The following is a 21,317-nucleotide window of genomic DNA, read 5'->3' as shown; positions in this document are numbered from 1 at the left end:
CTAATGAGGTGTACTTAGTTAGTTTTGTCATTGGTGATTATGTGTAGGGTTGAAAAATTGAACACTTGACCGGATATTGCGGACTGTGGGAGCGTGGCGAGTTTGGTATTAATGGCCACCTCTACATAGTCACCTCTAATTATGCCCAGCCATTGGCCCGCTATGGCGCGGTTAAGCTCAGCGTGATGGCTGTACAGGTTAAAGAGGGATAACTGCAGCAGATATTGGTTATGCCCCTTGAATGCTATTGTGCTTGCTATTGGATGCTTTGCTACAAAACGGTAGTAAACAAAACAATTTTGCGCTAGGAAAAGCGGACAAATACCCTAGACAGGAAAATTTAAACCGATAAAGGTGCTATTAGCAGGGGTTTTTTAACAGAACACTATTAATTTGTACTAAGCTGACCGTATAATAAAGGTTATAACGGATTAGTGCCGTGCAAGCAGAATTAGAACCAAAGGAGCAAAAACATGCTGATATTAACTCGTCGTGTTGGTGAAACACTGATGATTGGTGATGAAGTTACTGTCACCGTTTTGGGCGTAAAGGGTAATCAAGTTCGTATTGGTGTTAATGCGCCAAAAGAAGTGTCTGTTCACCGTGAAGAGATCTATCAGCGTATTCAGTCTGAAAAATCAGGTAACTCTTCTGACGGCGGTAACTTTTAAGCTAACGCTTAATAAAGTCGATAACGATAAGAGTCAGCATATTGCTGACTTTTTTGTTTTTATGCCGCTAGCTTTTTGACCGCAATGGCTATATAGCAAGCAGTGATTACCCATTATAGCGATGAACTGCTTAAAAACAGTCCAAACGAATTTAGTTTCTTAGAAATGGTTTGACTTATTTTCGGCAAACAGTAATATGTGCGCCAAGAAAACGGAGAGGTGGCCGAGTGGCCGAAGGCGCTCCCCTGCTAAGGGAGTATGGGCTTTAAATCCCATCGAGGGTTCGAATCCCTCCTTCTCCGCCATTTCTTAACTGTAAAAAACGATGCGCGTGTAGCTCAGCTGGATAGAGTACCTGGCTACGAACCAGGCGGTCGGAGGTTCGAATCCTCCCACGCGCACCATTTACAGTAAATAAGTTATAGAGATAAGATGCGCGTGTAGCTCAGCTGGATAGAGTACCTGGCTACGAACCAGGCGGTCGGAGGTTCGAATCCTCCCACGCGCACCATCTATAATTTATCGGGAATTTAAGTGTTATTTTGCGCGTGTAGCTCAGCTGGATAGAGTACCTGGCTACGAACCAGGCGGTCGGAGGTTCGAATCCTCCCACGCGCACCATATTCAAAATAAATTTGACGGTCAATTCCGTCTTTTTTATGTTTTACGTAAAGTTTTGCGCGTGTAGCTCAGCTGGATAGAGTACCTGGCTACGAACCAGGCGGTCGGAGGTTCGAATCCTCCCACGCGCACCATTTTATGCGGAGAGGTGGCCGAGTGGCCGAAGGCGCTCCCCTGCTAAGGGAGTATGGGCTTTAAATCCCATCGAGGGTTCGAATCCCTCCTTCTCCGCCATTATTAAAACCCGTACACGTTACGGGTTTTTTTATGCCTGTTTTTCACCGTATACTTTTCTTACCCACGTTATTTACCTAAGTTATTTACTCAAGTAGTCCTCAGGCCTGATAGCGCCGCCTTTATAGCATTACACCTCCTTACACTGCATGACGACTGCACAATCGTCACCACTCATACCAAACTGGAAAACTAACTGGTCATATTTGCCCAGTCCCTAGAACACATTTGTGTCACTCGTTCTGAACTATCGGTAAAGGTATTCCAGGCATCACAAACGCTATCGACAATGTCTTCATAATTTCTAAAAACTCTATTGGCGAGACAATGCTGGCGCATCCAGCTCCATACTTGTTCGATTGAATTTAGCTCTGGTGAATAAGGCGGTAATTTGATGATGCTGACATTTTTGAATTCATCTGCGATACCTTCGGTATGCCAACCGGCTCCATCCATTATCACGACAGCATGTCGATCTATATCAGTGACGTCCGAGATCTGTTTTAAGTGGAGGTGCATCGCTTCCTTGCTCGTCCATGGAACGACTATTGCCTGACCTATGCCCCTATTAGGACATACAGAACCAAATAGGTATGCATATTCGAATTGCTGCTGCCGTACAACCCGTGGTCTGGTACCCGTTCTGGCCCAAATCTTCGTTGTCGTATTTTGTTGGCCAAATCTTGCTTCATCTTGAAACCAAATATCAATGCGATCTAAAGAAAGGTGCCCGGGGATCTTAAGGATCGTTTTAATTTGGAATTTTTTTAAACTCCTCCTGGGCTTCAATTGATTGTTTTGGGTGCTTAGAGCGTGAGGTTATCCACGAAAACCCCATATGATTCAACAAATAATAGATTGAGTCAGGATGATAGCTTTTACCAAACTCAGATAAAATGTAGCTATGAATATGTGCCCCCGTCAATCTACCACCTTGATCGCTATTTGCTCTTTTTTCTATATAGTCAGCGAGTTGGGCTTGTTGTTTCTTGCTAAGAAATGGTGGCCTACCTGTACGTGGCTTCTCTTGCAACCCAGCTAAGCCTTCCTCTAAAAAGACATGTACCCACTTATTAACACTCGTTCTACTCACTTTCAAAAAACGTGCAATTTGTGTTCGGGACTTTCCATCTTGAAAATGAGCAAGTGCAAGTAGCCGCATCTTCATTTGAATAGATGTTTGCTTACGAGCTAGTGAATTAAAGTCGGTATTCTTAAAGTTATCCATAACAACAAATGAAGAGAATATGATAAATACAATTAGATCATATTTTTACTTAGATTGGTATCAATCGTTTTATCTCAGTGATTCCTGCATAGTCGGTTTAACTCGATAGCCTAATCGATAATTTAGTCGAATCCATAGCTTAGTCGTAACGATAGTTAAACGGCGTTAGCCAATGCCATCTGCCGATGTTGCTTGTCACCTTGAACTAATGCTCTCGAACATACTGTATAGACATGAGCCTCTGATCCTTGCTATTGCAGCTATTCATTGAATATTTTTGCATAATCGGTTACTTGACTTGTGTTAATGACGTCTATTTTTATCGAAATGACGCGGCTTTTTTAATTCATAGTGGTTTCAGCTAGCTTTTTTATCATATATTCATATTTATCGACTTTTAATTGTCGAATTATCAGCTTGAGTCAAATAGTTTCAATAAATTTGGTATGACCAATTTACATGTTGCTCGCATTTTTGTTATAGATTGGTTATGGTTATTCTGTATTTGAAACATTTTGGCTGGTGCTAAATAACCACCTCACGCTTTGAGGTGATTTTTTTTGCTTAAAAACTGAATAAGTAGTATGTCGCTTGTGTCTTGTCTGCATCTACAGAGATTAAGGTTATTCGAAGAGGATAATATGGATTCTATTGCTCAACAACTGAGTGACGCATTGATGATAATGGCGTTGGGAATGGCGCTGGTGTTCGTTTTTTTGTCAATGCTCATCTTAGGCATAAGCCTAGTGGCATGGAAATTTGGTCCCCAAAAGCCACCTATGATCAGTAATGATGGCGGTAGCAGCATGCCTGAACTTTCGCCGGCTATCGAACCTAAATTTGTTGCGGCAATCACCGCGGCGATTCATCAATATCGCGCCAACGCATAATTAAAAGTAGGGAGTTTTTATGAGCAAGCCACTTGCATTAACCGATGTTGCGTTACGCGATGCACATCAATCTATTCTTGCCACTCGTCTTCGACTCGAAGATATGCTTCCTATTGCGCCACTGTTAGATAAAATTGGCTTTTGGTCGCTGGAGTCTTGGGGCGGTGCCACATTTGATGCCTGTATCCGTTACTTAGGCGAAGATCCTTGGGAGCGTATTAGAGCCTTAAAAAAGGCGATGCCGAATACACCGCAGCAGATGTTGCTGCGCGGACAAAATTTGTTGGGCTACCGTCATTATGCGGATGACCTTGTACAGCGTTTCGTCGAACGAGCCCATGACAATGGCGTCGATGTATTTCGGGTATTTGATGCCATGAACGATGTGCGTAATCTGGAAACGGCAATCAAGTCAGTCGTTGAAGTCGGTGGCCATGCCCAAGGCACTATCTCTTACACCACAAGCCCAGTACATACCTTGTCGACCTGGGTCGATATGGCCAAACGCCTTGAAGATATGGGCTGTCACTCACTGTGCATTAAAGATATGGCCGGTCTACTTAAGCCGTATGAAGCTTATGATCTCATCAGTCAGCTTAAAGCCCAAACTAACTTAATAGTGTCACTGCATTGCCACGCCACCACAGGTCTTAGCACCGCCACCTACCAAAAGGCGATTGAAGCAGGCATTGACGTGCTTGATACCGCTATCTCATCGATGAGCCAAACCTATGGCCACAGCGCGACAGAAACCTTGGTCGCTATGGTTGAAGGCACCGATAGGGCTACGGGCTATGATATGGCGTTGCTCGAAGAGATTGCCGCCTATTTTCGTGAGGTAAGAAAAAAATACGCCGCATTTGAAGGTGAACTCAAGGGGATTGATTCACGCATTCTACGTGCCCAGGTGCCAGGTGGCATGTTAACCAATATGGAAAACCAGTTGCGCGAACAAGGCGCCGCCGACAAATTAGACTTAGTGCTTGAGGAGATCCCAAAGGTTCGCCAAGATCTCGGTTATTTACCTTTGGTCACGCCCACATCACAAATTGTGGGGAGCCAAGCGGTGATCAATGTATTGACGGGGCAGCGCTATAAGTCGCTTACTAAAGAAACCGAGGGGGTGCTTAAAGGCGAATACGGAGCTACTCCCGCACCTGTTAACCAAGAGCTCCAACAACGTGTACTTGCTGGCGCAGAGGCTATCACGTGTCGCCCTGCCGACTTACTGGCGCCAGAGCTAGACAAGTTGCGCAGCGAGTTATCGACTAAGGCTGAGGCTGAAGGGACATTATTAGCTGCAGAGCTCGACGATGATGTACTCACTTACGCCTTGTTTCCACAAATTGGCCTTAAGTTCCTTAATAATCGCAATAACCCTGACGCATTTGAGCCAACGCCTCAAGCACCTAAGGTGCAAGTGGCAAGTGAAGCGGCTATTACATCGCCTGTGGTCAGTGATAAGCGTGGACCAGAGACCTATACGGTAAATGTTCAAGGTCAAAGTTTTGTAGTTGAAGTGGCCCCAGGTGGTGATATTAGCCAAATAGTGCCTAATGAGAATGTGGTGCCCTTTACGGCACCAACAACCAGCCCAAGCGTTGATGCCGATGTAGCGAAAGCGGAGATGAGTGCGCCGCTATCGGGGAATATCTTTAAGGTTAATGTGGCCTTAGGGGATGCCGTCAAGGCGGGCGATGTGGTGATCATTCTCGAAGCCATGAAGATGGAAACGGAGATCCGCGCAGAATCCGACGGCGTGATCTGTCAGGTTTGGGTAAAAGAAGGTGACTCTGTTGCCGTTGGCAATCAATTGCTTGCCATAGCTTAGGAGTTAGCATGGAAGGATTACTGGCCTTTTGGGCCGAATCAGGTATCGCCAATTTTACTGCCGGGCAATTACTGATGATGGCCGTGGGTGGGTTATTGCTGTATTTAGCCATTGCTCGCGGGTTTGAGCCGTTGTTGTTATTACCTATTGGTTTTGGTGCCGTATTGGCTAATATTCCTAATGGTGGCTTTACCGACGAGGGCGGCTTACTTTATTTTGCCTACCATGTGGGTATTGAAACTGGGGTATTTCCCTTACTGATCTTTATGGGGGTCGGGGCGCTGACCGATTTTGGTGCCTTGATTGCTAATCCTAAGATGCTACTGCTTGGCGCGGCGGCGCAGTTTGGCATTTTTGCCACCTTAATTGGGGCCATCGGCCTTAACTTAGTGCCCGGTTTTGAGTTTAGCATGCAAGATGCGGCGGCGATTGCCATTATTGGCGGAGCCGATGGTCCTACGGCAATCTTCTTAGCCTCTAAGTTAGCGCCAGATCTGCTCGGGGCCATTGCCGTTGCGGCTTACTCTTATATGGCGTTGGTGCCCATTATTCAGCCACCGATCATGAAGTTACTCACAACCGAGTCTGAACGCCAGATCAAGATGGAGCAACTGCGTGAAGTCAGTAAGAAAGAAAAGATCTTCTTTCCGCTGATGGTGCTGGGGTTAACTATCTTGTTTTTACCTGCGGCAACGCCGCTCGTGGGCATGTTTTGTTTAGGTAACTTGATGCGCGAGTCCGGTGTGGTTGATAGGTTATCGAGTACCGCTCAAAATGAGCTCATCAATATTGTCACCATCTTTTTAGGGTTAGCCGTTGGCTCTAAGCTTTCTGCCGATAAATTTTTGCAGCTAGAAACCTTAGGCATATTGGTGCTCGGCGCCGTCGCATTTGCCATTGGTACCGCGACAGGTGTCTTGATGGCAAAGTTAATGAGTAAGTTATCCGGCGGGAAGATTAACCCTCTGATTGGCGCAGCTGGTGTCTCAGCGGTGCCGATGGCGGCGCGAGTGGTCAATAAAGTTGGCCTCGAAGCGAACCAGCAAAACTTCTTATTGATGCATGCTATGGGGCCTAATGTGGCGGGTGTGCTTGGCTCGGCCGTGGCGGCAGGTGTGTTACTGGCCGTGCTTGGCTGATAGTGTAAGTGTCGATACAACCATAAAATGATATTTACGACCATAAATTGATATTTTATCCAACCATAACTTAATATTGCCTCTTTTTTGACCACGCTTGAGTGGTTTTACTACATTTGGTGAAAGAGGCAATATTTAATGGAAGCGTTTTTACCCTCTCCAGAAGTTGTAAAAGAAGCCCTTGAAAGTGCTTTTTCTGAACCCGTCAGAAATTTAACTAAGTCCCGTGGAAAAAATATACACAGGTACGCAAGTACTAAGATGGGGCAAAGGGTTTCAGTTGAATCTACATTAGAGTTTGACGCCTGCTTTCATTTTGACTTTGATAAAACTATCAGATTGCGTTTTAGTATATAGGTTGGTTCTTGGCTTAATAAAAAGTTTTTTGGGAACCAGATCTCTTTTTGGTATGTTAAAAGCTGGTGTCGACATTTGTGTTGTGTAACACTATGATAATGTGGTTTTTATTGCTTAATTATATTTAATCACTTTAAAGCATTTCCTCCATCAGACTCAAGTGTCACGGTAATCCTTAATATATTACTGGGAAGGAATCTATAAATTGTTAATAGAAAAGGACATAATAATGAGAAAAGGAATTATTTCCTCTGGCCTAATTTGCACTGCATTTTTACTTTCAGGTTGCGTTGTTACCGACAAGCTTAATAGTGGATTAAAGGTGTTGAGCAATGCTTTTAGTACACCTACCATAGAAGTTTCCCAGTTAAAGCCTGCGCGTGTATCTAGCACAGAAAAAATGAATCGAATTGCTGTAATTCATGACAGAAGCGGTTCAGGGCGCTTCCTTGAATCTAATCTTTCAGGGGCTAAGTATAATAATGCTGCTTATTTCACCTTAGTAGAACGTTCTGCTATTGATGCTATTTTGAAAGAGCAAAAAATGACTGATGGCTTGTTAACTGACTCGGCGACGCGGGTTAAGTTAGGCAAATTAACGGGCGCCGATACCTTAATTAGCGCGACCATGTCTTCGAAGGTTGATTCCAGTAGTTACTCAGAAGAACGCACAGAATGTGTCGAGAAAGGCAGTAGCTTTTTTAAATGTAAAAAGAGTCGAACAGTCACGGTAAGGTGTACAACAAAAGTGGCTATTGCTTCTTTAACGCCAAAAGCTGTGTCTATTGAATCTGGGCAGATTATTTTCTCAAAAAATTATAGCCAAAAAGCTAAAAGCAGCGTTTGTAGCGATTCAGAAAGCACCCATCCTTCAAATACAGAATTGGAAGGTCGTGCTTTTAGCCAAATAGCCACTGAACTTAAGTATGATGTAGCCCCTTATTTACTTCATACAGATGTCGATCTTATGGAAGGCCTTAGTTCTAAGGTGCCTGATGATGTAGAAAAAATGTTTGAGATGGGCATAGATTTTGTTAATGAAAAGCTCTATAAAAATGGCTGTACTATGTTCTCTAAAGCCCAAAGCAAATACTCTGACTCCTTGACCATTACCTATAACAATGCCGTTTGTGCTGAGTTTTCTGCAGATGTCGAAATGGCAGAAGCCTTATACGGTAAAGCCATGATGATGACCGATGAAATAGATAAACTTAAATTGATTATCGAAGGTCAAGAGCGTATTTCATCACGCGTACAAGACATGCAAAAGTTAAGTTCTTTAAGCGACCGCGGACACTTTTAATTGCTAGTTTCTCACTCAAACAAAGCAGGCTTTGCATTGACCATGCTGTTTTTATGCAGCATGGTTTCGCTTAACGCCTCAGCTTGCAGTTGTGCTAGCTATTATGATGAGCGCCCAGCTCCTTCTTGGGTTTATGCACAAGCGGCAAATGCGCATGCTATACATGCATCTGGCGCTTCTATGTGTACCGGGATGAAGCATATTGATGAGCGCAGGGCCGATACTGATGGCCGAGGCGCTTTATCAAAAATACTTGGCACCCAGGTTCAAACCACTGAAACAACAAAATTAACCGTTCGCAATCAAACGTCATTGTCTGGTTTCCAGTCATTATCTTTATTGCAAAGCAAACAACTGCTAAAAAATGCCACGGTTTTTGATCGTTGGGTAGATGCTGAAAACTGCATTGTGTATTCGGCGATGAAAGTGTCTTTTACCGATATTGAAGCGGCTAAAGCGGCTGAAGAATCTGAAAAGCAGGGCAAGCTATTAGCGAAAAACGCCTGCGTGCTTGCTAAGGGCTCTAATGCTAATTTATCGTCAAAAAGCTTAACAGCGCTGCTTACTCAGCAAGGGTTTATCATTAATTCAGCAAAAAAATGTCAGATACAATACCGAATAACCACAGATATTGTGGATACGGGTAATGACTTTGTTAAGAGCCAAACTCAAGTTGTTGTGGGTCATGGCAGCGACTTACTTTGGCAAAAAACCTACCCAGGGAAATCCTTAAGCTTTAATCGAACCAGTCGTTCGGAACTGGTTAAAGCAGCGTTATGGGACAGTTTAGATCAGTTTCAATCTGATTTAGCAGAATTAAAAAACATCAAGGTTGATGATTAATGAAAGGCTTAATGGACTTTATATTGCAGGTGGCTACCGGCAATAATTTGCACAAAGATGAGTCAGATGCGCAATCATCGGGGTGGTTTTCTGGGGTTATACGTTTCATTGTATTCTGTGCTTTTTTACTTATGGGGCTGGGGAATTGGTCCGATAGCAAACAGTTATTAACTGAAGCCTATCAAGGTTTTATTACTAACTTTACCCATAGAATAGAAGATAAAACCATCGCTAATATTCATATTGGCAATTACCTTAACTATATAGAAAAATCATTGGGAATACCCCAAGTTATCAAGGTTTCCGAGCGTAAAAATGGCCTTGAATATCGTTACTACAAGAAGAATAAATATTTGTTGGTCTTGATAGCTCAAGAGCAACGTATCGCCGCCATGATGTTGCATACCTTGCCCACGGAGGATACATTTCTTGATCGCTTTAATCCCAGCATTCCTTTTACTGAGCATAGGCTTATTAGCAGTTGCATAGCTGAGGCCATAGGCAGCAGTAATGAGTTCTTTTTTGATAATCACAATTTAGCTTATTTTATGAAATCGAAGCAAATGAGCGCCAAAGGGATGGGGCATTATTTGATTGTAGGCGCGACTGAGTACCAAGAGCCTAAGGTGACGATGAAAGACAAGTTAGATGAGCTTGAAGAAGCGAGCATGTTAGAAGAGCAACAAGACATTGCTAAACTAACCACTGACTTAAGTCAGCAGCAAAGCAGTTTTTTTGCGATCTCTGAAGTATCTCCTGTGATCGTCGCTGATGCACTGCTGACTAAATATGAGTTTAATGCTTATTTTAAGGGAAAATAAAATGCGCATCTTAATTGCAACAACGGCGTTATTGATAAGTGCTCAGCTAGGAGCTGCTGATGACTTTACCGCATTTAAAGCGGCGCAGACAAGCGAGTTTGAAGATTTTTCAGCAAGTTATGTGAATGAATATGAAGCTTTTAGGCGTGAGTACTTGGCTGAGTTTGATAAGTATACCCAATCATTAATGACTGACTGGGCCGACCCAAAGCAGACATCTATGGATGAGCGTATCGTTTATACCGTGGACCGTCAGGCAAGAATTCGCATCGATGACGTTAAAAAGACCTTGAAAATTGAGCAATTAGATAAACAGCTAACGCCTAAAACCACAGTTAAACACTTGCTTGATGATCCCAATACCAGCAAGGAATTATCCAGTATTGATAACGCAGAAGCATTATTAGTTGAGCAAATGGAAACGGGGCAATCTGAGGTGGTAACGCAAACAACGCTAGCCAAACATAGGGCTGATATTGTCGATGCTATGCTAACTCAACAACAGCAGACTTTGTCATCGCTAAGCCGTGATGAAGCCGTGGGTGAGGCTGATATTCTTGCTGCAAAGGCTAAGCTGACATTAGAGACAGAGCAGCGCATTAAACAGGTCGATGAGAAAATAGCGCAAATAGCTAAGACGGATCCTAAATACAAGAATATTCGCATTAACCAGATATCGCTGCCCAATAATTATCTGTCAAATCGGGTGAAACCTTTTATGCAAGATTACCAGACTCAAGCGAGCCTGGTGTCCATGGATTTGTCGTTATTGCTGGCAATATCCCATGCAGAATCTGCTTTTGATCCCCAGGCTCAATCCCATATTCCAGCTTTCGGCTTAATGCAAATTGTACCTAGCTCCGCGGGGAAAGACGTTGCTAAAAAATTACTGAAACGCAAGAAGGCCCCCTCCGCAGACGAGCTATTTGATCCTAAAACCAACATTGAATTCGGTTCAGGCTATTTATGGATTTTAAATAATCGTTACCTTAAAGGGATTGACGATCCCTTAAGCCGTAAGTATTGCGTTATAGCGGCTTACAATACCGGCGCTGGCAATGTCGCTCGGGCATTTAACGGCGGTAATAATAGATCAATTAAAGCGGCGTACAAGCACATTAATACACTCACATCGGAACAGGTTTATAACCAATTAAAGGTTAACCTGCCTTACAGTGAAACCCGTAAATATTTATTGAAAGTGACTCAATTAGAGCAACAGTATCGAACAAATATCAATTAATGGATTTAACAGAATAAGGATATAACCATGAAAAAATTACTTGTTATTACGTCATCAATGTTACTGCTTGCCGCCTGTGGTAGTACGCCAAAATCGCAATCAACACCACTGGCGGATAATGATGCAATCCCGAGCTGGGTATTCCTACCAACCATCGAAACGGGGCTTGCTTCATCAAGCTGTGTTGCTTGGGGCAATAATATGTCAGCGGCCAGGGCGCAGGCGATTGCGAACGCTAAGGCCGATATGGCATTGCAAATTGAGACCCGCGCTAAGGTGATGGATAAAACCTTAGAATCACAAAAGCAAAGCGGCACAGGGGTGAGTAATCATTCAAGCTTCACTCAAGTGAGCAAGCAAATTGCTGAGCAGAGTTTAGTTGGTGCTATTCCAAAAGAGATTGCCTTTGCACGTATCGACAATCAAAAGCAGCTATGCGCCTTAGTGACTATGGATAACACTCAGCCCATATTTGATAAATTGATTAAAGAAGCTGGCGTTAAGCTGGATCCCAAGGCAGAGGCGTTACTGTATAAAGAATTTCGTACCACAAAAGTGACGGCTGAACTCGAAGAACAACTTAAATCAAGTAAGCCACAACAAGACTGATTTTAGTCAAACGTTAGCCAAGCCTTGTAAGTGCTAGGGCGTGTCGATCTTCGCTGTACACATTTTGTTCAGCAATACATCGGCTGACACATTATAGTAAACGCCAGTGATACCATACTGGCGTAATTTCTTGCTAACTTATCATATCTTGTTAATATTGAACGGAAGAGCTTAATCCTCGCAAAAGTATTCTCAACCAAATGTCGATACTTGTAGAGGCACCAATCTATGCTATTCATATAACTTCTATCATGCTGGCTAATTTTTGCAGGCCACTACAGGCAGTGATAAAGATAATGCGGCCTACTTAGTTCAGTAGGCCGTTTTTTTATATCTGCCAAATGATTGTTTTGTCATTGATATAGCCAATGTTAGCGATTGCTTAGTCAAGCTAATGCTTAATCAGTTGATGCAGATCAACAAGTCCCTATCTGTTCTGTAGTCTGATAACGGTGATGCGCATCACAAGTATTGTGATTATTTGACCTGAATGAGGATGACGATAATGGAATTACAAGTTAACTGCTATACGGATCTGTGTGTGAACGGTAAATGGTTTCACTATGATCATGGCGAGCGTTCAGTTTTCATGTTAAATGGTGGCTGCCCCTTAACGTTTGAGCTTGATTCGTTACCGACAACCGAAGCAGAACTAGAGGCTCACCTTAGTATTATTTCTGAACAAATTTGATGTTGTTGCAGTGATAGCAAAAGGTTATCACTGCTAAACCACTTATTGCTTACCACAACATTTTTTGTATTTTTGTCCGCTGCCGCAAATACAGGGATCGTTGCGCTGTGGTTTTTTCTCCACAGTGGCGGTTTTGGGTTTATTTAATATCCCCATCAAGGCGTTAATATCTTCAGCCACTTCAGGCTTGATTTCGATGTTGGCGACCAACTGATGCTCATCAGCTAACGCCTTCACTTCTGCATACCTTGCTTCGCTATTGACGATAAGTGCTAGCGGAAACGCTTCACTGCCAGGTTTCGCGACTCGCTTAGTGTTATAACCATAACTTTCATGTTTTGGCTTAGGCGTTTTACGGCCTTTAAAGAAAAACTTATCAGACATAGCATTTCCAGAGTATTGCCTTCACGGCGTCAAAAGGGCCGCTATCTTACCAGAACTTGCGATGAGCACTAGCGCCTTAGGCAAATTAATATCTCAGATTTTGATCGGCGGTTAACCAGAGTATAAAGCCCAAAGATAAGATCACCGTCATACTGATCGCGATGATATAGATAAAGCCTTTTTTGCCCTGTTTTAACGGTACGCCAGTTAAATGCAGAAACAGGGTCCAAAATAGGCATAACACAATAGGAAGTAAAAACAGACGAGCCATAAATATCCTAAAAGTAAGCGCAAATATTGCCCAAGTATAATACGCTTTGCGCGCTATCCACATCATTATGTGAATATTTTCCATCAGTATGTTCAAGGGCTTGAGATTTTACCAATGCCGAAGACGCGGTAAAAATATCGTTTCAAGCAGTGACATTATTAGGGGCTAGCAATCACTTGTGAGTGCTCTATTGCGCATAAACCCTCTGTAATATGACGAGTGGGCCTTCATCTAAGTGGCTAATCTAAGCAGGATAGAAGCATAGACTTAGTGAAGGATCACTAATGGCTACTCATAAAAAAAACCGCATTTGCGGTTTTTTTTATGAATGGTGCTATTTCGGCTAACTTGCCTTTAAGGCTGACTCGATAATTGATGTTAACTCGCCGTGCTCACTGTGGGCTCTTCGTCGTTGTAAAACTGCGTTTCGTCGAGCTGACCTTCAGATTTACCCACCACGACGGCGGTCATCATGTCACCAGTGACATTGGTTGCAGTGCGGATCATATCGATAACGCGGTCAATGGCGGCAATAAAGGCGATACCTTCAAGTGGCAGCCCCACAACCCCTAAAGTGACCGACAGCATTACCATGGCACTACCTGGTACACCTGCGGTGCCAACAGAGGCCACTGTGGCTGTCACGGCAATTAACATATAATCGGTCATATCCAGCGGAATACCGTAGATCTGCGCGATAAATATGGCCGCAATAGCAGGGTAGATACCACCACAGCCATCCATATTCATGGTCGCGCCAAGTGGTAGTACAAAGGCGCCATATTTTTTAGATACGCCCATGGACTCTGTCGCACGGGTACTGGCGGGTAAGGTGCCAAAGCTTGATGCTGTAGTAAAGGCCACTAGCTGGGCTGGCATCGCTTTACGGAAAAATTGCACAGGGCTTAACTTAGCGGCAAATTTAATTAATCCACCGTAAATAAACAGAATGTGGATGGCGGCAGCAATGTAGATAGCGGCAATAAACTTACCTAACGGCAGTAGCATCGATAATCCATACTCGCCCACAACCCAAGCCATTAGGCCAAATACACCGATTGGTGTCAGTTGCAGTACCATACGGGTGAGTTGAAACATGACCTCGGCGCCTGCTTCAATGGTGCGCTTTAATGGCTCTGCTTTTTCGCCCACCTTATTAATAGCGATGCCAATCAGGGCGGCAAACACGATAATTTGTAGCACCTTACCTTCGGCAAGGGATGCGAACGGATTAACCGGTACCATATCAAGCAGTACTTGAGCAAAACCTGGCACATTACGTTCACGCACCTCAGTTGTCGCTAGTTCGAGCGTGCCACCCATATCAATCAAACTGCCTACGGTTAAACCGATAAGCGAGGCGATGGTGCCAGTAAACATAAACATCAGTAGGGTTTTAAAGCTCAGGCGTTTGAGGCTAACACCACTGCCTAGTGACGTGATACTGACCACAATGGCGCAGAACACCAGTGGGGCGACCAACATCTTAATCGCTGCAATGAATAAGTCACCTAAAGGTTTTAATTGCGTCGCTTGCTCACCTAATACTAAGCCAAAGGTGATCCCTAAAATAAAACCAGCCAGCACCTTTTGCCAAAAAGGGATCTGTTTAATCGTTTGCCACATGGGATAATGTCCAATTTAATGTTGTGTTGAGCGATGGAGCCGTTGAGTCGGGAAGAGCGCTTGTTCTAATACGCGTCATCGAGGCTGTTCAACATACTATTTTATTAGGCGACATTCTATAGGCCCTTGGCCTTGCTTACAAAATTGATTTTGTTATAACTTATTGTCATTAAAAAGAATGTTTTAATATCTTTAATTTTTAACCTTAGAGTAACATCACTCAATCTAGAGTGTTGTACATAAAAAATTACTTTTTTTCATTAGGTAAGCCAATATGACCGAGTTATGGTTGATGTTTAGTGCGGCATTTATTGCTGCAACCTTGTTACCAGGGGGATCAGAAGTTTTATTGGTGGCGCTAATCGATAACACGCCTGAGAAGTGGTTACCTTTGGTCGGCGTGGCGACATTAGGTAATGGATTAGGCTCCATCACGAGTTATTACTTGGGCACATTGGGTCGCTTTGCCACGACGCCCGAAGCGATGGCGCAAGGACGATACCGACACAGTATCGGCTTACTTAAGCGTTATGGCTATTGGAGTCTATTACTGGCGTGGATGCCACTCATTGGCGATCTACTATGCCTATTGGCAGGCTGGTTGAAGCTGCCAGTAGTGAAGTCGAGTATCATGATTTTTATTGGAAAAGGGATACGTTATCTGCTGGTTGCAGCGTTAACGCTACATTGGTTGTAAGGCGCAGGCCTACGAGCTAACACAGGAGTAAAAATTAATGAAGAAATGGATATTAGCTGCCGCGATTTCGGCAGCGTTGACCGCTTGCTCTGCGTCGAATGTATCGACCAGTTTGCCGCAAGGGGTTTCGTTAGTTGAAACGGTCACCACCACAGAGTCAGGTGTGGGTATTCCCTACAAAAAATATCAGCTGGCCAATGGCTTGACCGTCATATTACATCAAGATAAATCAGATCCTTTGGTGCATGTCGATGTGACGTACCATGTAGGCTCATCTCGCGAGCTTCCTGGACGCTCAGGTTTTGCCCATCTATTTGAACATATGATGTTTCAAGGCTCAGAGAACGTTGCCGACGAGCAACATTTTAAAGCGGTTACCGAAGCGGGCGGTACGTTAAATGGCACTACCAATACCGATCGTACTAACTATTTTGAGACTGTGCCCAGCAACCAATTAGAAAAAATGTTGTGGCTTGAGTCCGATCGCATGGGATACTTTTTGCCCGCCTTAACCGAAGAGAAATTTGAAGTACAACGCGAGACGGTCAAAAATGAGCGCGCTCAACGTATTGATAACCAACCTTATGGCCGTATGGGCGAGCGTTTTAACCAAGCGCTGTATCCTGCAGGGCACCCTTATTCATGGCCCGTTATCGGTTGGCCCGAAGATTTAAACCGCGCCGATGTGACCGATGTTAAACATTTCTTCCAGCGCTGGTACGGCCCCAATAATGCCACCTTGACCATAGGTGGTGATTTCGACGAAGCGCAAACATTGGCGTGGGTGAATAAATATTTTGGCGAGATCCCGCGTGGCCCAGAAGTGACCGCTGCACCTAAGCCGTTGGTGACACTCGATAAGACGCGTTATATCTCGATGGAAGATAGGGTGCATTTACCCCTATTAAGAATTGCGTTTCCAACGGTTTACGCCAGCCATCAAGACGAGGCAGCGCTCGATCTGCTGTCTAATATTATTGGTGGTGGCCCAACCTCGTTAGTCTATAAAAACCTCGTTAAAGACGGCTATGCGGTACAAGCTGGTGTCAGTCATCCTTGTCAGGAACTGGCATGTCAGTTTTCTATTTACGCCTTAGCCAACCCTGCTCGTGGTGGCGAACTGAGCGATATTGAAGCGCGGGTACTTGAGTCTATTGCCGAATTTGAGCAACGTGGCGTGACCGATGACGATCTACAAAAAGCCAAAGTGCAATTTGAAGCTAACACCATCTTTGGTTTACAGAGTGTTAAAGGCAAAGTATCGACTCTGGCGTTAAATCAAACCTTTTTCGGTAATCCCGATATGATAGCGTACGATTTAACCCGCTACGCCAACGTCACTAAAGAGGATGTGATGCGGGTGTTTAACACCTACATTAAAAACAAGCCTATGGTAGTGATGAGTGTCGTGCCTGAAGGGCAAACCCAGCTAATTGCCCATGAAGATAACTATGTTGCGCCAGCGCCGCAGGTTGCCGAGGAAGCGGTAACCGGTCTTGAGATTGTTGAAGCCGTTGCGCCATCGTTTGATCGCAGCATCATGCCAACGCCTCAGGCCGCGCCGATGATCACTGTGCCTGTGTTATGGACCGATACACTCAGTAACGGCATTGACGTGATGGCCACCACCAGTACCGAAACCCCCACCGTTGAATTGATGATCTACTTAAATGGCGGGCACCGTTTGGTGGATGTTAAGCAAGCCGGATTAGCCAGCTTAACCGCATCAGTGCTTAATGAGTCGAGCCAATTGCGCAGCACAGAAGAGCTGGCGCAGGCGTTAGAAATGCTAGGCAGCACGGTTAGTTTTGGTGCTAGCACCTATCAAAGCTACGTTAAGGTATCGGCGCTGACATCACATATCGACGAAACCTTGGCCATAGTTCAAGAAAAACTCTTTAAACCGGGCTTTAACAGTGCCGATTTCGAGCGTGTTAAGCAGCAACATTTGCAAAGTCTGCAACATATGCAGTCGGATCCTAACTATATCGCTAACAGTGGTTTTGATGCTTTGCTCTTTGGCGATAACACCCCCCTTGGGATCAGCACCGAAGGCACCATTGCCAGTGTCTCAGCGCTCACCCTTGATGATGTAAAAGGATTTTACCAGCAGCAGTACCGTGCCGGTAACGCGCAAATCGTGGCCGTGAGCAATTTAAAGCAGCCACAACTGCTCAGCAAATTACAAGGGTTATCGAGCTGGCAAGGTGAGTCGAGTAGATTACCTGCCTTAGCGGCAATGCCGACACTTGAGGCGGGGACTGTCTATATTGTCGACAAACCGGGAGCGGCGCAGTCGGTGATTAAGATAGGGCAGCGGGCGATGCCGTTTGACGCCACAGGCGAGTATTTCAAATCTTACTTGATGAACTACCCCTTAGGCGGCGCCTTTAACAGTCGTATAAACCTTAACTTACGCGAAGATAAAGGCTACACCTATGGTGCGAGAAGTTACTTTTCTGGCGGCAGTGAGCAAGGGCTATTCCAAGCTACGGCCAGCGTTCGTAGCGATGTAACCGCTCAGGCTCTAGTTGAGTTTGCCAAGGAGATTAACCGCTATCAAGCCAGTGGCATGACAGATCAAGAGTTAGCCTTTATGCGTAACTCAGTCTCGCAAAGTCAGGCGCTCGATTATGAGACGCCTTACCAGAAAGCGGGCTTTATGCGCCGGATCCAGCGCTTTAACCTCGACCCTAATTTTACTCAGACTCAGGCTGATATTATTAGAAATATTCCTAAAGAGGAGCTAAATAACTTGGCGAGCGCTAAACTTCAGCTGGCTGAAATGATAGTATTGATTGTGGGTGATAAAGCCAATATTGAAGCCGACATTAAAGCCTTGGGTTATCCAGTGCGTGCTTTAGCGTTGTAATTTGATATTTTTACCCCAATATTAACGATGCGGTGATGCTTGATTTAGCTCACCGCTTTATTTTTTTTACTTGCCACTAAGCTCGTTCGAGTACTGTTTTTTTTGGCGAGTGAAATTTATCACGCGTTTTGTAGGTCTAGCCTGCAAATGATCATGTTGAAGCAATAAGAGACACAGATATTGAACTCTTTCACTGAAGTTATTGGCCTGCTTAACGATGAGCAGGGACGAGATGCGCTAACAGGTATGGTACGTGGCATTGAGCGAGAAGCACTGCGCATCGAGCCTTCGGGACATCTAGCAACGGACAAGCATCCAGATAGTTTAGGTGCCGCGCTAACAAACTCTCGTATCACCACTGATTACAGTGAGTCATTGTTAGAATTTATTACTCCAGTGCATCAAAATATCGACGACCTACTGACCGACTTAACGCAGACGCATGCCTTTACTGTACGCAATATTGGTCAGCAACAGCTGTGGCCTGTGAGCATGCCTTGTTATGTGGGTGATGTTGCCGATATTCCCATTGCCGATTACGGCAGTTCAAATGTGGGTCAACTCAAGCGTTTGTATCGTAAAGGGTTAACCTATCGATATGGCGCCCTAATGCAAATTATTTCTGGGGTGCACTTTAACTTTTCGGTGTCGCAAGCCTTGTGGGACCGCCTTTATGAGGCGTCAGATAAACAGCTTAGCCGCGATGAGTTTATCTCAGAGTCCTATTTTGGCCTGATCCGTAATTACCGCCGTCAAGTGTGGGTGTTACCTTATCTGTTTGGCGCATCCCCCGCCTTATGTAGCTCTTTTATTAAAGATCAGCCAACGGCTCACCCGTTTGAAAAGCTGGGTAAGGGCACCTTGTATTTACCTTATGCGACATCATTGCGCATGAGTGATTTGGGCTACACCAATAAAGAACAAGAGCGTTTAAATATTAGCTATAACTCACTGGCTGAATATTTAACCGGCATACAAGCGGCGATTAAGATGCCCTCGGCGAAGTTTGAGGCAATAGGCGTTAAGGTTGATGGTGAATATCGCCAGCTTAATGCCAATGTGCTGCAAATTGAAAATGAGTTTTACTCACCCATACGGGCTAAACGAGTGACTCAAGAGGGTGAGAAACCGTCAGAAGCCTTAGCGCGCGCTGGCGTCGAGTATATTGAAGTCAGAGCTCTTGATGTTAACCCGTTCTCATCTGTGGGGATTGATGCACAGCAGATCCGTTTCTTAGATCTGTTCCTATTGCATTGTTTACTCAGTCCTTCGCCGAAATCGACGCCAGCAGAAGAGGCGGAGATTAGCCAAAATCTGAATGCAGTGATCCTTGAAGGGCGTAAACCAGGCTTAATGTTAAGCCGTCATGGTCAGCCGATTGCGATGCAAGGCTGGTTACACCAACTGTTTGATGAGTTAAGCAGTGTAGCCAAATTGCTTGATGGGGGAGAGCAAGGCGATTATCAAACCACATTAGCCCATTGGCTTGCGGCTGTTGATGATCCATCAAAAACCTTGTCTGGCCAAATTTTAACTGAGTTGGTATCGACGCAGCGAGATCACAGTTATTGGGTGAAAGATTTGGCGCAAACCTATTATCAAGAGTTAATGGACTACCCATTGGCTGCCGATGTTGAGCAAGCTTACCGACAAGCGGCGAGCGATTCACTGCAGGCTCAAGCGCAATTAGAGGCGCAATCTACTGTGAGTTTCGAGCAGTATTTAAGTGACTATTTTGCTGAGCCCAAGGTAGAGACTGTCTAATGAGAATAAGCGCACTATTATTTCCCCTAGTACTGCTATTATCAGCCTGTGCCTCTGGGCCAGATAATAGTGCGCAGTGCGGCACGGTTTCCGGTTACCTAGTGCCCGATAGAGAAGATGAACTCTATCGGGTTGTGGTGACTCACCTTAACGGCAAGGCTGTCATTTCAAAACCCAATTATCAGCTAGCACCGGGCGTTAATGAGTTCACTGTGGCGGAGCTTATCGATTCGCCGCAGTTAAAAGTGAAGTTGGCTGCGAGAGGAACTAAGACATTGACCATAGATGTTAAACCGAATCGTCGTTATCATTTAGCTGCGCGCTTTAATCAAGACAAAGTCTATCGCGGCTTAGACAGCGACTATTGGCAGCCGATAGTATGGTCAGAAGATGCCCATCAATGTGCATTTTTATCAACCAAGTAAGTTGGATTAATTCACTCTACCTTATTCCAAGTTCAGCTTATTTACATTGATTCAATTTAACAACAATGTGAAACTATAGCGCTGATTAAATGATAGTTTTGGTACTCCCAATGATGAAGTTTCTTGCCCCTGTACTCAGCGGCCTACTGGTATTATTGCTCAGTGGATGTGCGACCTCTCCGCCAAGAGATCCCGAAAATTTGTGTGCGATTTATCAAGAGCATCGAGATTGGTATAAAGCGGCAGTTAACACCCGTGAAAAGTGGGGCGTCCCCGTGCATGTGCCGCTGGCAATGATGTACCAAGAGAGTTCGTTTAGACACAATGCCGCGCCGCCAATGGAGTACTTTTTAGGCTTTATTCCTATCGGCCGAGCCAGTGATGCTTACGGTTATGCACAAGCTAAAACCATGACTTGGGACGACTATGTCAGAGAAACAGGCAATAGTTGGTCTAGTCGTAGTGATTTTGATGATGCGATGGATTTTATGGGGTGGTTTATCTACAAAACCCATAAAATTAATGGCGTGTCTAAATGGGATGCGCGTAATCAATACCTCAATTACCATGAGGGGTGGGGCGGTTATAAACGTAAAACCTATCGGCATAAAGCTTGGTTAGTCAAGGTGGCCGATAAGGTTGATGCCAGGGCTAAACGTTATGCAGCCCAATACCGTAGTTGCCAAGAAGATCTTGACTCCTCTTGGCTGTGGCGCCTGTTCTTTGGTTAGCCTTGATACAGTTAAACCCGCTACCAGCCTCGAGAATATCGGGGCTTTTTCTTATCTATCAAAAAG

At 44.6% G+C, this 21,317-nt stretch carries 21 protein-coding genes, 6 tRNA genes and 1 pseudogene; 23 read left to right on the top strand and 5 right to left on the bottom strand.

Annotated elements, in window-relative coordinates:
* Nucleotides 1–65 precede the first annotated feature (65 nt).
* The 8 genes from AC5YB1_RS14575 (at nt 66) to AC5YB1_RS14540 (ending at nt 1,526) form a co-directional block, all read left to right on the top strand.
* On the top strand, nt 66–212 hold the full coding sequence (locus tag AC5YB1_RS14575; RefSeq protein ID WP_494519762.1) for a hypothetical protein: 147 nt from the start codon (nt 66–68) through the stop codon (nt 210–212).
* A gap of 261 nt (nt 213–473) precedes the next feature.
* Complete coding sequence (gene csrA / locus AC5YB1_RS14570) at nt 474–671, top strand: carbon storage regulator CsrA (RefSeq protein WP_110456474.1); 198 nt, start codon at nt 474–476, stop codon at nt 669–671.
* Nucleotides 672–884: 213 nt separating this feature from the next.
* A tRNA-Ser gene (locus AC5YB1_RS14565) sits at nt 885–976 on the top strand.
* A gap of 22 nt (nt 977–998) precedes the next feature.
* A tRNA-Arg gene (locus AC5YB1_RS14560) sits at nt 999–1,075 on the top strand.
* 30 nt (nt 1,076–1,105) lie between these two features.
* Nucleotides 1,106–1,182: transfer RNA gene (locus AC5YB1_RS14555), tRNA-Arg, on the top strand.
* Between the two features lie 33 nt (nt 1,183–1,215).
* Nucleotides 1,216–1,292 (top strand) — tRNA-Arg (locus tag AC5YB1_RS14550).
* 57 nt (nt 1,293–1,349) lie between these two features.
* Nucleotides 1,350–1,426: transfer RNA gene (locus AC5YB1_RS14545), tRNA-Arg, on the top strand.
* A gap of 8 nt (nt 1,427–1,434) precedes the next feature.
* A tRNA-Ser gene (locus AC5YB1_RS14540) sits at nt 1,435–1,526 on the top strand.
* A gap of 192 nt (nt 1,527–1,718) precedes the next feature.
* On the opposite strand, the gene AC5YB1_RS14535 is transcribed toward AC5YB1_RS14540, so the two are convergent.
* Nucleotides 1,719–2,754, bottom strand: a protein-coding gene (locus AC5YB1_RS14535) for an IS630 family transposase (protein ID WP_494518896.1) whose coding sequence is annotated in 2 segments (ribosomal slippage) — nt 1,719–2,294 and nt 2,296–2,754 — 1,035 coding nt in all. Because the reading frame shifts where the segments join, the coding sequence is not laid out codon by codon here.
* A 641-nt stretch (nt 2,755–3,395) separates the two neighbouring features.
* Here AC5YB1_RS14535 and AC5YB1_RS14530 point away from each other — a divergent pair.
* The 9 genes from AC5YB1_RS14530 (at nt 3,396) to AC5YB1_RS14490 (ending at nt 11,790) form a co-directional block, all read left to right on the top strand.
* Nucleotides 3,396–3,644, top strand: coding sequence for an OadG family protein (locus tag AC5YB1_RS14530; RefSeq protein WP_494519761.1), 249 nt, complete (start codon nt 3,396–3,398; stop codon nt 3,642–3,644).
* Nucleotides 3,645–3,663: 19 nt separating this feature from the next.
* Nucleotides 3,664–5,475, top strand: coding sequence for a sodium-extruding oxaloacetate decarboxylase subunit alpha (oadA, locus tag AC5YB1_RS14525; RefSeq protein WP_494519760.1), 1,812 nt, complete (start codon nt 3,664–3,666; stop codon nt 5,473–5,475).
* Nucleotides 5,476–5,483: 8 nt separating this feature from the next.
* The gene (locus AC5YB1_RS14520; RefSeq protein WP_494519759.1) at nt 5,484–6,614 is read left to right on the top strand and encodes a sodium ion-translocating decarboxylase subunit beta; all 1,131 of its coding nucleotides are present in this window, start codon (nt 5,484–5,486) and stop codon (nt 6,612–6,614) included.
* 138 nt (nt 6,615–6,752) lie between these two features.
* Nucleotides 6,753–6,971, top strand: coding sequence for a hypothetical protein (locus tag AC5YB1_RS14515; RefSeq protein ID WP_494519758.1), 219 nt, complete (start codon nt 6,753–6,755; stop codon nt 6,969–6,971).
* 229 nt (nt 6,972–7,200) lie between these two features.
* Nucleotides 7,201–8,274 (top strand): CsgG/HfaB family protein, encoded by a 1,074-nt coding sequence (locus AC5YB1_RS14510; RefSeq protein WP_494519757.1) that lies wholly within the window; start codon nt 7,201–7,203, stop codon nt 8,272–8,274.
* 42 nt (nt 8,275–8,316) lie between these two features.
* Nucleotides 8,317–9,117, top strand: a complete 801-nt coding sequence (locus tag AC5YB1_RS14505) for a hypothetical protein (RefSeq protein WP_494519756.1) — start codon at nt 8,317–8,319, stop codon at nt 9,115–9,117.
* Complete coding sequence (locus tag AC5YB1_RS14500) at nt 9,117–9,938, top strand: ETEC_3214 domain-containing protein (RefSeq protein ID WP_494519755.1); 822 nt, start codon at nt 9,117–9,119, stop codon at nt 9,936–9,938. The genes AC5YB1_RS14505 and AC5YB1_RS14500 overlap by 1 nt, the downstream gene beginning before the upstream one ends.
* Before the next feature lies 1 nt (nt 9,939).
* Complete coding sequence (locus AC5YB1_RS14495; RefSeq protein ID WP_494519754.1) at nt 9,940–11,181, top strand: transglycosylase SLT domain-containing protein; 1,242 nt, start codon at nt 9,940–9,942, stop codon at nt 11,179–11,181.
* 27 nt (nt 11,182–11,208) lie between these two features.
* Entirely contained in the window at nt 11,209–11,790 is a 582-nt protein-coding gene (locus AC5YB1_RS14490) for a hypothetical protein (protein ID WP_494519753.1), read from the top strand.
* Between the two features lie 68 nt (nt 11,791–11,858).
* On the opposite strand, the pseudogene AC5YB1_RS14485 reads toward AC5YB1_RS14490, so the two are convergent.
* Nucleotides 11,859–12,020: pseudogene (locus tag AC5YB1_RS14485) on the bottom strand (IS5/IS1182 family transposase); the annotation flags it as partial.
* Between the two features lie 275 nt (nt 12,021–12,295).
* Between AC5YB1_RS14485 and AC5YB1_RS14480 the strand changes: the two are divergent.
* The gene (locus AC5YB1_RS14480; protein ID WP_494519752.1) at nt 12,296–12,481 is read left to right on the top strand and encodes a hypothetical protein; all 186 of its coding nucleotides are present in this window, start codon (nt 12,296–12,298) and stop codon (nt 12,479–12,481) included.
* A 42-nt stretch (nt 12,482–12,523) separates the two neighbouring features.
* Here the strand turns inward: AC5YB1_RS14480 and AC5YB1_RS14475 are convergent, their stop codons facing one another.
* From AC5YB1_RS14475 to AC5YB1_RS14465, 3 genes are all read right to left on the bottom strand, one after another.
* Entirely contained in the window at nt 12,524–12,865 is a 342-nt protein-coding gene (locus AC5YB1_RS14475; RefSeq protein ID WP_494519751.1) for a PBPRA1643 family SWIM/SEC-C metal-binding motif protein, read from the bottom strand.
* An 85-nt stretch (nt 12,866–12,950) separates the two neighbouring features.
* Complete coding sequence (locus AC5YB1_RS14470) at nt 12,951–13,136, bottom strand: hypothetical protein (protein WP_110456469.1); 186 nt, start codon at nt 13,134–13,136, stop codon at nt 12,951–12,953.
* A gap of 378 nt (nt 13,137–13,514) precedes the next feature.
* Entirely contained in the window at nt 13,515–14,762 is a 1,248-nt protein-coding gene (locus tag AC5YB1_RS14465; protein ID WP_494519750.1) for a dicarboxylate/amino acid:cation symporter, read from the bottom strand.
* Nucleotides 14,763–15,036: 274 nt separating this feature from the next.
* Here AC5YB1_RS14465 and AC5YB1_RS14460 point away from each other — a divergent pair, with 274 nt between their 5' ends.
* The 5 genes from AC5YB1_RS14460 (at nt 15,037) to AC5YB1_RS14440 (ending at nt 21,251) form a co-directional block, all read left to right on the top strand.
* On the top strand, nt 15,037–15,459 hold the full coding sequence (locus AC5YB1_RS14460; protein ID WP_475516192.1) for a YqaA family protein: 423 nt from the start codon (nt 15,037–15,039) through the stop codon (nt 15,457–15,459).
* 37 nt (nt 15,460–15,496) lie between these two features.
* Complete coding sequence (locus AC5YB1_RS14455; RefSeq protein ID WP_475516193.1) at nt 15,497–18,331, top strand: M16 family metallopeptidase; 2,835 nt, start codon at nt 15,497–15,499, stop codon at nt 18,329–18,331.
* A 180-nt stretch (nt 18,332–18,511) separates the two neighbouring features.
* Nucleotides 18,512–20,095 carry a glutamate--cysteine ligase gene (gene gshA, locus AC5YB1_RS14450; RefSeq protein WP_475516194.1) on the top strand — a complete coding sequence of 528 codons (1,584 nt, stop codon included), beginning with the start codon at nt 18,512–18,514 and terminating at the stop codon, nt 20,093–20,095.
* Nucleotides 20,095–20,520 carry a hypothetical protein gene (locus AC5YB1_RS14445; RefSeq protein WP_494519749.1) on the top strand — a complete coding sequence of 142 codons (426 nt, stop codon included), beginning with the start codon at nt 20,095–20,097 and terminating at the stop codon, nt 20,518–20,520. Before gshA ends, AC5YB1_RS14445 begins: the two co-directional genes overlap by 1 nt.
* A 113-nt stretch (nt 20,521–20,633) precedes the next feature.
* Complete coding sequence (locus AC5YB1_RS14440) at nt 20,634–21,251, top strand: transglycosylase SLT domain-containing protein (protein ID WP_475516938.1); 618 nt, start codon at nt 20,634–20,636, stop codon at nt 21,249–21,251.
* The last annotated feature ends 66 nt before the right edge of the window (nt 21,252–21,317 follow it).

This window comes from Shewanella sp. 433 (assembly GCF_059338565.1).
This window is presented reverse-complemented; position numbering and strand designations above follow the sequence as displayed.